This window comes from Microcella alkaliphila (genome assembly GCF_002355395.1).
In the GTDB taxonomy this organism is placed as follows: Bacteria; Actinomycetota; Actinomycetes; order Actinomycetales; family Microbacteriaceae; genus Microcella; species Microcella alkaliphila_A.
The window spans coordinates 1,706,245-1,717,858 of the sequence record NZ_AP017315.1; the positions used below are offsets into that span (position 1 = coordinate 1,706,245).

The following is an 11,614-nucleotide window of genomic DNA, read 5'->3' on the forward strand; positions in this document are numbered from 1 at the left end:
CCAGCCTACTGATCGGCTCCGACACCTCCGGGCCGCTCGTGCCACACCCACAGACCGTCCCCGTCGGCGCCGACGAGGACGAGCCCGTGGAGGTCAGAACGGCTGACCGCACCGCCGGCGCTCACCACGGTGTCGATCACCGACGCCGCCGGATGCCCGTACGAGTTGTCGGCCCCCACTCCGATGAGACCCACCGCAGCGCCGGCGCGCGCGTACACCTCGTCGAACTGGTCGGGCGACCCGTGGTGGCTCACCTTCACCACGTCGACGGGCCGGACGTCGGCCGTCGCCATCATCGTGCGCTGCACGGACTCGCCGAGGTCCCCCAGGGCCAGGAGGCTGGGACACCGCGGACACCCGGCACCGAACCGCACGTCGACGACGACGCTCGCGTCGTTTCCGGGCACCACGCCCCGATGGTCGGGCGGCCACAAGACCTGCCAACGCGCGTCGGCGAGCTGCAGAACGTCGCCCTGGCGCACGTTGTGGACCTCCGCACCCGACGCGATGAGAGCATCCAGCACCGCTTGGTCGGCGTCGCGACCGACGGGCCCCGTCCAGACGGAATCGACCCGTCCGAGAATCGCCTCGACGCCGCCCACATGGTCGAGGTCGAAGTGGCTGATCAGAAAGACGTCGACCTTGTCGACCCGCAGCACGTCGAGGCATTCGCCGAGCGCCTCGGCGGTCGGGCCGGTGTCGATCAGCACCGTCAGCGGACCATCACGCACGAGCACCGCGTCGCCCTGCCCCACATCGCACTGGGCGATCACCCAGTCGGCAGGAACGGCGATCCGGGTCAGCGCGTCGCGCCCCGCCGTCACCCCGAGCGTGATGACCGCAGCGACCAGCCCTGCCACAACGAGTCGTCGGCGAAAGCGCTGCGAGCCGAGCGCCGCCGGCACCCGCCATGCCACGAGCAGCAGCGCGGTCAGCACCGCCAGCAGTGTCGCGCCGAGCGCGCCCTCGGGCCACGGAATGAGCGCCCCCGGCATGCCCGCGCTCACGCGCGCGACGCCCGCAATCCACGCGGACGGCACCCAGGCTACGCCCGCGACCACCGTCGCTAACCACGGGATGCTCGGGGCAAGCACGCAGGCGATCATGCCGACGACCGTCGCCACGGGCGCGGCGGGCGCGGCCAGGATGTTCGCGACGACACCCCACACCGGCACCTCGGGCTGCAGCAGGATGAGCACGGGTTGGCACGCGAGCTGGGCCGCGAGCGGCACCGCAACCCAGAGAGCCATGGCGGGCGGCATGATTGCCGACAGCCGGTCGGCGATGGGGCCGGCCAGCACAAGCAGAGCCGCGGTGGCGAGCACCGACAGCACGAAGCCGTACTGCCGCGCGATCCACGGGTCGAGCACGATGATGCCGATCACAGCGAGCGCGAGCACGGGCAGCCCGTGCACGGGCCTTCCCACCTGTGTGGCGAGCAGCACGGCGGTCGCCATGATCGCCGCACGAATGACGCTCGGCTCGGGCGTCACGAGAACCACGAAGAAGCCGAGCGCGGCCAGCGCGATGATGATGCGCACCCAGCGGGGCCAGCGCAGGATGCCTCCGAGCCCGAGGATGAGGCCGACGACGATCGCGCAGTTGGCTCCGCTGACCGCCGTGAGGTGGCTGAGGGCGCTCTGCTTCATGGCGAGGTCGAGGTCGTCGGGCACCTCCGACGTGTCGCCAATGGCGAGGCCGGGCAGAAGAACGGCGCCGTCGCCGCCGAACTGTTCCATCAGGGCGAGGAATCGCTCGCGCAGCGCGTCGCCCGCGGCAAGCAGTGGCGGCGGGTCGCGGGTGGGAGTCCACGCGCCGATGACGCGGACGAGGGCGACGCGTCCGTCGCCCGCTCCCACGGGGATCAGTCGGCCGGTTCCGACGAGCGTTGTGCCCAGGGGCGTGCGGCGATCGACGTCGATCGACAACAGCCGCACTGGTACCGAGACGCGGGCGACCGCACCCTCGGACTGCACGACGCCGACGATGCGCGCGGGCACCGTCGTCGTCTCGGGTGTCGCCGTCAATTCCAGCTGCACGACGAGCTCAGTCGGCGCACCGTCCAGCGCGTCGGTGAGCGCCGGGGGCGTTCGCGCCGGTGCCGCGAGCCCCACTGCCCCGGCGATCAGGGCGAGCGCGAGCAGGGACGGGACGGCGGAACGGGTCCGCCGGAGGGGCCACCAAGTTGCGAGCGACAGAGCGATCGCCGCGGTGGCGACGCTCCAGGCGACCGGCACGACGACGTCTCGGCTCACCCCGATGAGCACGAGCGCCCCGACCCACGCGACCCCGGCAGGAATGGCCAGCCGAGCGTCGAGGACTCGCACTAGATGCCCACCTGGTCGCGGAAGCCCGACAGGGTCTTCTCACCGATGCCCGACACGGCGAGCAGCTCGTCGACGCTGCGGAAGGGCCCGTTCTGCTCGCGCCAGGCGATGATGCGCCCAGCCAGCGCCGGGCCCACGCCCGGCAGGGCCTCCAGCTCGGCAGAGGCGGCCGTGTTGATGTTGACAACGCCGCCCGCGGCCGCGCCGCCCGCCCCACCGCCGGACGCCGACGACCCGGGGCCGGCCGCCGGCGAATCGGGCGGGTGCTCTCCGACTCGGGGGATGTGGATCTGCTCGCCGTCGACGATCTCGCGGGCGAGGTTCACCGCGGCCAGGTCAGCGTCGTCGGTCGCGCCACCGGCGCGGGCGACGACATCGATGACGCGGGCCCCCTCGGACAGCTCGACAACGCCCGGGGACTCGACCGCGCCGGTGATGTGAACGAATACGGCCCGTGCAGCCGGTGCACCCGCTAGGCCTGCACCATTCCCGGCCGCGCCCTCGCTCCCTCCGTCGTCGCCGGGCCCTTCACCTCGATCGCCCGTCTCGTCGCGATCACCGTGCCCGGAGGGCGACCCGGCCGCCGCGCTCTGCCCCACGGGGACGCGCTCGCCACCCGGGGTCACGATCGACGCAACAACAGCGGCTCCGAACCCGATGAGCACGAGCACGACGGTGCCGCTGACCGCCGCGCGCACGCGCGCCGAGCGGCGCGGCGGCTCGACTGCCGTGCTCGACAGACCGGCCACCCCGGCCGCTCCGCGCTCACCGCGGGTCGACGGAGCGATCGAATCGGGCGGATGCACGCGGCGAGGCTACGAGGCGACCACCCCTCCAGCGGCCCACGCCCGCTCGATCGGGGACGAGCATCCCGAGGCGCCCCTGTGGGGGACGCACGCGGCACCCACCGGGCGCGCCCGCTACTTCTTCGTGGCGATGCTCACGATCTTCGGCGCGCGCACGATGGTCTGGGCGATCTCGCGCCCGCCGATCGCGCGCTGCACGGCATCGGACGCCAGCGCCAGCGCCTCGAGTTCATCGTTGCCGACGCGCGGGCTCACCTCGAGCCGGTCGCGCACCTTGCCGTCGACCTGCACGACCGCCGTGACCTGCTCGTCGACGAGCAGCGTCGGGTCGGCCTTGCGCCAACCGGCGAAGGCGACGAGACCCGATCTCCCGGCCGACGCGTCGCCGCGTCCGAGCCGGTGCCACATGTCTTCGGCGGTGTACGGCGCGAACAGCGAGAGGGCGATGGCGACCGCCTCGACGGCCTCACGCACGGCCGGGTCGCCGGCGCCCGGCCCCGAGTCGACGGCCTTGCGGATGGCGTTGACAAGCTCCATTGTGCGCGCGACGGCGACGTTGAACTTGAACGACTCAACGAGCGCGGGAACCTCGGACAGGAACCGGTGGGTGACCCGACGCAGGGCCACATCACCGTCGGCGAAGTCGACGTCGACCGGCGACGACACCTCCCCCGACAGACGCCACGCGCGCGCCAGGAACTTCTGCGAGCCCGTCACCGACACGTCGCGCCAGTCGATGTCGTCTTCCGGCGGCCCGGCGAACGCCATGGTGAGGCGCACCGCGTCGACGCCGTACTGGTCGAGCTCCTCGGTGAAGTAGACGAGGTTGCCCTTCGACTTCGACATCTTCGCGCCGTCGAGAATCACCATGCCCTGGTTGAGCAGCGCACTGAACGGCTCGGTGAAGCTGACGTAGCCGAGGTCGAACAAGACCTTGGTGATGAACCGCGCATACAGCAGGTGCAGGATGGCGTGTTCGACGCCGCCGACGTACTGGTCGACGGGCGCCCACTTCTCGGCCTCGCGAGGGTCGAACGCCTGCGAGTCGTCGCCCGGCGACAAGAAGCGCAGGAAGTACCACGACGAGTCGACGAAGGTGTCCATCGTGTCGGTGTCGCGACGCGCGGGCTTCCCCTCGGGGGTCGTCGTCTCGACCCACGACGGAACGCCGCCGAGCGGCGAGGTGCCCTTCGGCTTCATGTCCATGCCGGCCGCGTCAGGCAGCCGCACGGGCAACTGGTCTTCCGGCACGGGAATCTCGCGCCCGTCCTCGTCATACATGATCGGGATGGGCGTGCCCCAGTAACGCTGGCGGCTGATCAGCCAGTCGCGCAACCGGTACGTCTTCGCCGCGCGACCGGTGCCGCGCTCTTCCAGCAGCTCGATGACGCGCTTGATGGCGTTGTTCTTGCTGAGGCCGTCCAGCGGACCGGAGTTGATCATCCGCCCGTCGCCCGTGAGAGCCTCGCCGGTGACGGCGGGGTCGATCGTCGGCGGCTCCTCCTCGAGCATCTCGGGGGTGATGACGGGGATCGCGCCGGTTACAGGCGCGAGCGTGTCGACCACCATGCGGATCGGCAGGTCAAACGCGCGGGCGAAGTCGAGGTCGCGCTGGTCGTGCGCGGGCACGGCCATGACCGCACCGTGGCCGTAGTCGGCCAGCACGTAGTCGGCCGCCCAGATGGGCAGCCGCTCGCCGTTGACGGGGTTGATGGCGTAACGGTCGAGAAAGACGCCGGTCTTCTCGCGCGACGCGTCCTGTCGGTCAATCTCGCTCTTCTTCTGCACCTCGTCGAGGTAGGCCTGGAAGCGCATCCGCACCTCGGGCGTCGAACCCGATGCGAGCTCGGCGGCGAGGTCGCTGTCGGGCGCGACAACCATGAAGGTCGCGCCGAACAGCGTGTCGGGGCGCGTCGTGAAGACGGTCACGGGCGCCTCGCGACCCTCGATGACGAAGTCGACGTCGGCACCGGTCGAGCGGCCGATCCAGTTGCGCTGCATCGTCAGCACCTTCGAGGGCCAGGAACCCTCGAGCTGGTTCAGGTCGTCGAGCAGCCGGTCGGCGTAGTCGGTGATCTTCAGGTACCACTGCGTCAGCTTCTTCTTGACGACCACGGCGCCCGAGCGCTCCGAGGTGCCGTCGGGCAGCACCTGCTCGTTCGCGAGCACGGTCTGGTCGACCGGGTCCCAGTTGACCCAGCTGTCTTTGCGGTAGGCGAGCCCCTTCTCGTACATCTTCAAGAACAGCCACTGGTTCCAGCGGTAGTACTCGGGGTCGGAGGTGTGCAGCACGCGATCCCAGTCGAAGCTCGCCGCGTAGCGCTTCATCGACGCCTTCTGCTGGGCGATGTTCTCGTACGTCCACTCGCGGGGGTCGGCGCCGCGCTTGATGGCGGCGTTCTCGGCGGGCAGGCCGAACGAGTCCCAGCCGATGGGGTGCAAGACGGTGAAGCCGCGCTGGCGCCAGTAGCGGGCAACGACGTCACCGAGCGCGTAGACCTCGGCGTGACCCATGTGCAGGTCGCCCGAGGGGTAGGGGAACATGTCGAGGATGTACTTGCGCGGCCTCGCCCGCTCGCTCTCGTCGAGCTCGCTGTCGAGCGTCGAGAACGGCTTCACCTCGTCCCACACCGGAGCCCAGGCGGCCTCGATGCGGTGCGGGTCGTAGTCGTGCTCGGTGTCGGCGGTGCTGTCGCTCACGGGGCTCTCAATCGCGAAAAGTGGGGTGGCTGTCGGGGCGCAGTGACCCGACGTCCCAGGTTAGTCGCCTTCTCTGGCACCGAGCGCGGCGAGGAGGGCGCGCGCCTTCAGGTGCATCTCCTCGGTTTCCGCCTCCGGCTGGCTGAGCGCCGTGATGCCGCCGCCCGCACCCACCGTCGCGACACCGTCGGCGATGACGATCGAGCGGATGACCATCGCGAGGTCGGCGGACCCGTCAGCCCCGAGCATCCCGAACGCGCCCGAATAGATGCCGCGCGGCGCGCGCTCCCACTCCGCGAGCAGGTCGACGGCGCGACGCTTGGGAGCGCCCGTCATCGACCCGGCGGGGAAGCACGCACCCACCGCATCCAGCGCGTCGAGCCCGGGCCGTAGCCGGCCCGTGACGGTCGACACCAGCTGGTGCACGTGTGCGTAGGTTTCGACGTCGTGCAGTCCGGTCACGGTCACGGTGCCGACCTCGCAGACCCGCTGCAGGTCGTTGCGCATGAGGTCGACGATCATCAGGTTTTCGGCGCGCTCCTTGTCGTCTTCCGCGAGCTCGCGGGCCAACTGTGCGTCGCTTGCGGCATCCGCCCCGCGGCGGCGCGTGCCCTTGATGGGTCTGGTCGTCACCTGGCCGTCGGCGACCGTGAGGAAGGTCTCCGGGCTCGCCGACAGCAGACTGACGCCGCCGATCGTGATGAGCGCGCCGTGGTGCGCGGGGCTCGAGCGGCGCAGGCGCCGATAGACGGTGATCGGCTCGTCGGGGTCGGCGACGCGCGCCGCGCTCGTCAGACACAGCTGGTAGGCCTGCCCGTCACGGATGGCGGCGAGGCAGCGGCGCACGAGCTCGGCGTAGTGGTCGTCGGTGTCGCGCCACAGGACGTCCCGCGCGGGCTGCGCAAGCGGCTCATCCGGCGAGTGCTCAGCCGACTCGTCGATCAGCGCCCGCACCCGCTCGGCCCAGGCGACCGCGTCAGCATCGGTCGCGAGCGCGAGCACGTGACCGCGCCCAGTCGCGTGGTCGCGCACGAGCGCCGCATCCACGCGCATCCAGGATGCTCGGTGCGCGTCGGCAACGCCGGGCACCGTTGCGCCCATGGTCTCGTCGCGCAGCTCGTAGCCGAACCAGCCGACGAGTCCGATCGGCGACGGAAGCTCACCCGCGGCGCCGAGCGACGCGCGTTGCGCGGCAAGCGCGGCCCGCAGGCCGGACAGGGTCTCCCCTCGCGCCAGGGCCACCCGCGAGCCGACCGCCAGCACGCTGCGGCCGTGGCGCGCATCGCGGCCCGAGTCGAGCCACGCGACGCCGAGCGGGTCGGCCGCCGACGCCTCGCGCTCCACCCCCTCGATCGCGAATAGGCGGGGGTCGGCGTGCACCCGTGCGGCGAGTGCTTCGAGGTCGTCGATCCTGCCGAGGTCGATGCGGTGCACGCGCACCGTTCGGGGTCCCCTCGCCATACGCTGAAGTGTATGGGCGCGGGCGGCGGGGCGATCGGCAGCACCCTCGTCTGGCGCCCCGATGCGGCGGGCACCACGCGCGCCTTCACGACGGTCGACTGGTGCGACCCGGGGCAGGGCGGGGTTGCCGTCGCCGACTCGTTTCGGCTGGACGGCGGACGAGTGCGCGGCCTCGCTCACCATCGGCAGCGTTTCCTCGCGAGCGCGGCGATAAACGGTCCTGGCGAGCTGGAGCGCGCCACCGCCTTCTGGGAGGATGCGCTGGCGGCCCTGCGCACGATCGTGGCGGCCGACCCCGAGCATCCCGCCCTGTTCCCCCGCCTGGAGAGGCGCGAGCGCGGGGAGTTTCGGCTGCTCGTGCGCCCGAGCCCTCCGATCGTCACGGGCGACGGCCTCGCCGCGATCACCGTGGCGACGGCAACACACGACCCGCGACGCGTGCCGCTCGTCAAAGGCCCCGACCTGGAGCGGCTCGCCGCGCTGCGCACGCAGGCACAGCTCGCCGGCGCGGATGAGGCCGTCATCGTGGATGCTCGGGGCCGCCTCGTCGAGGGCGCGTACAGCTCCCTGCTCATCGCGCGCGACGGCCGCCTGGCGGTCATCGGGCAGCCGGCCCCGCGCATCCCCAGTGTGACCGAGCGTCTCGTGCGGGACGCCGCCCGCACGCACGGGCTCGCGGTCGACGAGGCCCGCCCCACCGTCGCCGAGCTGGCCAGAACGAGCCTGTGGGTGCTGAGCGCCCTGCACGGGGCCCGCGCGGTCGAGCGCTGGGTGGACGGGCCCGTACTCGTGCGTGACGGTGAGCGCGACGCGTGGCTGCGCCACACCCTTGCGAACGCCGCGACCGCGCTGTGACCAACGACATGTGTCGAGTACCCCCCAAAAGGGGCACACTCGTACTGGGGGGACCTATCCGTCTAGTCGACAGAGCCTCGCAACCTTAGACTGCACACAGCCGGTCGGGGGATCGGCACTCGAACTCGGGGGCGATACATCGTGGCAGACGACGAATACGGGCGCGTACCTGCAGGGTGGTATCCCGATCCCTTGGGGCTTCCGCAGCTTCGCTGGTGGGACAACCACGCCTGGACGGAGCACGTCTCAGACGCGCGCCAGCCGATGGTGCCCACCGAGACCGCGTACGCCGACGATGACCTTCCGCGCCGCCGCGACCGGCGCAGCGCCGAGTCGGCCGACAGCACGCCCGTCGACGGCGGCGTCAACGACAGCCAGCCTGCGCAGCAGCCCACCGCACAGGTGTTGCGTCAGCTCGCCCCTCCCGTCGCCGACGCAAAGGTGACCGACGCCGACGCGGCCGCCGCTGCTGCGGCCGCGGCAGCCGCCGCCCGTGAGGAAGCCGAGCGCGCCCGCAAGATCGCCGAAGCGCGCGCCGAACAGGACCGTCTCGAAGAGGCCCGCCGAGAACAGGAGCGTGTCGAAGCCGCCCGTCTCGAGGCAGAGCGTGTGCAGGCAGAGCGTCGCGAGGCAGAGGCCCGCGCCGCGGCAGCCACCGTCCGGCCGACCGAGTCGATCGGCACGCCGGGAGCGGACAACGCTCCCCCGCAGGCATCGCGCCCCGCATCGAACGCCGCGGACGCCTTCGCCGCCGCCGCGTTCACCGACCCGAGCGTGAGCTCGGCCACGGCCGCGACCGGAGCCGGCACGACGTCGCCGGCGGCCTCACCGTGGGTTCCCGTCAACCGGGACGAGATGACCGCTGAGCCCCGCTCGGCGCGCTCCAGCGTGAATTCGGCCAGCAGCCAGGCGAGCGTCGCCTCAGCGGCCTCCGTCACGGGGATGCCCTCGGCCTCGGTTCCCGGAAGTGCCGCCGCCCAGAACCTCGCGGGCAGCACGCCGCACCCGTACGCACCGGGCTACGGCTCGGCCCCGGGCTACGGCTCGGCCCCCGGCTACGGGTCGGCCCCCGGATTCGGCTCGGCCCCCGGCTACGGCAGCGTTCCGGGCTACGGTTCGGCGTCGGCACCAGGCTTCGGGAGCGCACCGGGCGCTCCGGGCTATGCGCAGGCCGCGGGCGATGCGCCGGTGTCCGCCGGCCGTCGCGGAGCACTCGCGGCGGGCGCGCCCGCCGGGGTCGCAGGTCTCCACACCGTCGAGGCGTGGGCGATCGCCCTGCTTCCGATGCTGCAGCTGCTGTTCAGCCTGCTCGTCGTGTCGGCGTTCGCGACCGGCCCGAGCCTCGCCATGATGGCGGGCATCTGGCTGGGGCCGCTGCCGATCGTCGTCGTGCTCGCGCTTCTCGACGCCCGCCGCCTTGGTCGCCTCGGGCTCGACCGCCCGGCCAGCGGCTGGTGGGCCCTCGCCGGTCCGATCGTGTACCTCATCGTGCGGGCTGTGCGCCTGAGCCGCGTCTCCGGCGTCGGATTCGGCCCCGTCGCGGTCTGGCTGCTCCTCACCGGCCTGATGGGAGCATCCATTTTGGCTGTTCCGGGTCTCGTGATCGCGTCGTTCCCCGGCGTCTTCGCCGAGCAGGCGAACCAGACGATCTCGTCGACGAGCCGCTCGATCGGCGCGAACCTCACTGCGACGTGCCCCGCCACGCCGCCCCTGTTCATCGGCCAGCAGCTACGCTGCCCGGCCGTCAACCCGTCCGGTGAGGCCTTCATCGTCACCGTCAGCCTCCAGCGTGCCAACGGTTGGATCGCGTGGCAGGTCGACGACTGGGGCGTCTTCGGATTCTCGCGCTGAGCCACGGCGCGAAACCTCACACCACAGCACAACTGAACAGCGTGACATCCGGGTACCCCCCCGGCGTTCGGAAAGCGAAGGGCACGCACGCCCGAAACTCGCGAGATGAGACACCGCCGGAGACACTGGATGTACGCACCACACCACAACTGAACATCGACGGCATCCACGCCGCACTCGGCGCCGAATACCCGGTACGAGAGTGACGCGAATGCCGGTCGCGCAGACCCGAACACGCGCGACGCACACCGGTAGCCGGGGGGCTACGGGTGATCACGAACCCGGTCGGGGGACCGGGATCTGGGGGAATTGCAATGACAACGACGGCAGTTCGGGTGCCGGCAGGTTGGTACGCCGACCCGCTCAGCGCCGATGCGTCGGGCCAGCCGACGCACCGCCGCTGGTGGGACGGCCACGGCTGGACGCACCACACCGCGCTCATCGGAGACACTCCGCGCTCGGTTGAGACCGCCTGGAGCGCTCCGACGAGCCCCGACATCTCGCCCGCCACGGTCGAAGCGATGCGCTTGAGCGCCAGCTACACGCAGGAGGCGCGCCGCGAGGCGGCCCGCGTGGCCGAGACGATGTCGCTGCACCCGGGCACGCCTGTCTCGCCCGTCACGCCCGCCGCTGGCACGCCGGTCGCCACCCGCGCCGCCGCCGAGGCTCCTGCCGCCCGTGCGGCCACCGCGTCGGCCGCCGGTCTCACGCCCACTCGCCTCGACCTCGACGAGCTGTGGAAGGAAACGCCCACCCGGCGCCCGCACACTCACCGTGTCGAGCGTCCGAAGGTTCACACGGTCTCGCAGTGGCTCATCGCGGTCATGCCGATCACGCAGGTGCTGATCATGCACTGGGTGCTCGAGCTGTCCGCCTCCGGAGCCGCCCCGCAGCAGTCCATCTGGCTTGCCATGGTGCTGCCCTTCGTTCTCTACGGCGCGCTCGCCAGCCAGGATGCCCGCCAGCTCGCCGCCGCCGGCCACCTGACGTCCACGCCGTGGATCGTGGCGGTCATCATGCCGGCTGTGTACCTCGGCTCGCGCGGAGTGCAACTGCACCGGACGACCGGCGCCAGCCCGTGGCCCGCACTGATCCTGTGGGGTCTGTTGCAGGGCGTGGTGGTGGCCGTTGCTACCGTACTCGACCCGGCGTGGTTCGACCGCGTCCTCGCGGCGGCCGGCCTGTAGACCGGTCGCGCGGCTGTCCCCCCTTTAGCCGCGCGACCGCACACCGTCGGTGGGCCGAGGGCCCTCGGTCCACCGACGGTATACCCGCACTCTCGCGCGCGTAGGCTCGACGGGTGACGTCCGACGACCATCCACGCAGGGCCAGCCTCGAAGTGCTTCGTGCCGAAGCCGCCGACGAGCTGGCGACGGTCGTGCACGAGCGGGCGCGCGGCGGCGAAGACCCGTGGGACTTCATGTCGGAGATTCCCACCGTCGATGAACTCGTGGTCTGGATGCTCAGGGCCGACCGCATCGCCGCTGACGGTGGCCGCCGCCCCACCCCCGCCATGAACTACCGCATGCTGCGCCAGATCGCCCTCAGCTACCCCGACCTCACGCCGACGGTGTGGAGCATGATCGGGCGCCTCGAGCGCACGGCGGGGTAGGG

8 protein-coding genes are annotated in these 11,614 nt (G+C 71.7%); 4 read left to right on the forward strand and 4 right to left on the reverse strand.

The features are described 5' to 3' along the window. Window positions 1-5: 5 nt before the first annotated feature. From CPY97_RS08435 to pabB, 4 genes are all read right to left on the reverse strand, one after another. Window positions 6-2,327, reverse strand: coding sequence for a ComEC/Rec2 family competence protein (locus CPY97_RS08435; RefSeq protein WP_096421863.1), 2,322 nt, complete (start codon window positions 2,325-2,327; stop codon window positions 6-8). Next, a complete protein-coding gene (locus CPY97_RS08440) occupies window positions 2,327-3,133 on the reverse strand; it encodes a ComEA family DNA-binding protein (protein WP_231923887.1) in 807 nt (268 codons plus the stop codon). The genes CPY97_RS08435 and CPY97_RS08440 overlap by 1 nt, the downstream gene beginning before the upstream one ends. Before the next feature lie 114 nt (window positions 3,134-3,247). Then, window positions 3,248-5,845, reverse strand: a complete 2,598-nt coding sequence (gene leuS, locus CPY97_RS08445) for a leucine--tRNA ligase (protein ID WP_331716229.1) — start codon at window positions 5,843-5,845, stop codon at window positions 3,248-3,250. Between the two features lie 48 nt (window positions 5,846-5,893). Then, window positions 5,894-7,294, reverse strand: a complete 1,401-nt coding sequence (gene pabB, locus CPY97_RS08450) for an aminodeoxychorismate synthase component I (RefSeq protein WP_096421867.1) — start codon at window positions 7,292-7,294, stop codon at window positions 5,894-5,896. Window positions 7,295-7,306: 12 nt separating this feature from the next. Between pabB and CPY97_RS08455 the strand changes: the two genes are divergently transcribed. The 4 genes from CPY97_RS08455 to CPY97_RS08470 all read left to right on the forward strand — a co-directional run bounded on the left by CPY97_RS08455 (window position 7,307) and on the right by CPY97_RS08470 (window position 11,612). Continuing rightward, window positions 7,307-8,149: an aminotransferase class IV gene (locus tag CPY97_RS08455; RefSeq protein ID WP_096421869.1), complete on the forward strand. Its 843-nt coding sequence runs from the start codon at window positions 7,307-7,309 to the stop codon at window positions 8,147-8,149. Window positions 8,150-8,290: 141 nt separating this feature from the next. Continuing rightward, a complete protein-coding gene (locus CPY97_RS13730; RefSeq protein WP_269457818.1) occupies window positions 8,291-10,000 on the forward strand; it encodes a DUF2510 domain-containing protein in 1,710 nt (569 codons plus the stop codon). A 314-nt stretch (window positions 10,001-10,314) separates the two neighbouring features. Beyond that, window positions 10,315-11,187, forward strand: coding sequence for a DUF2510 domain-containing protein (locus CPY97_RS08465; protein ID WP_096421871.1), 873 nt, complete (start codon window positions 10,315-10,317; stop codon window positions 11,185-11,187). 113 nt (window positions 11,188-11,300) lie between these two features. Further along, window positions 11,301-11,612, forward strand: coding sequence for a tryptophan synthase subunit alpha (locus tag CPY97_RS08470; RefSeq protein WP_096421873.1), 312 nt, complete (start codon window positions 11,301-11,303; stop codon window positions 11,610-11,612). The last annotated feature ends 2 nt before the right edge of the window (window positions 11,613-11,614 follow it).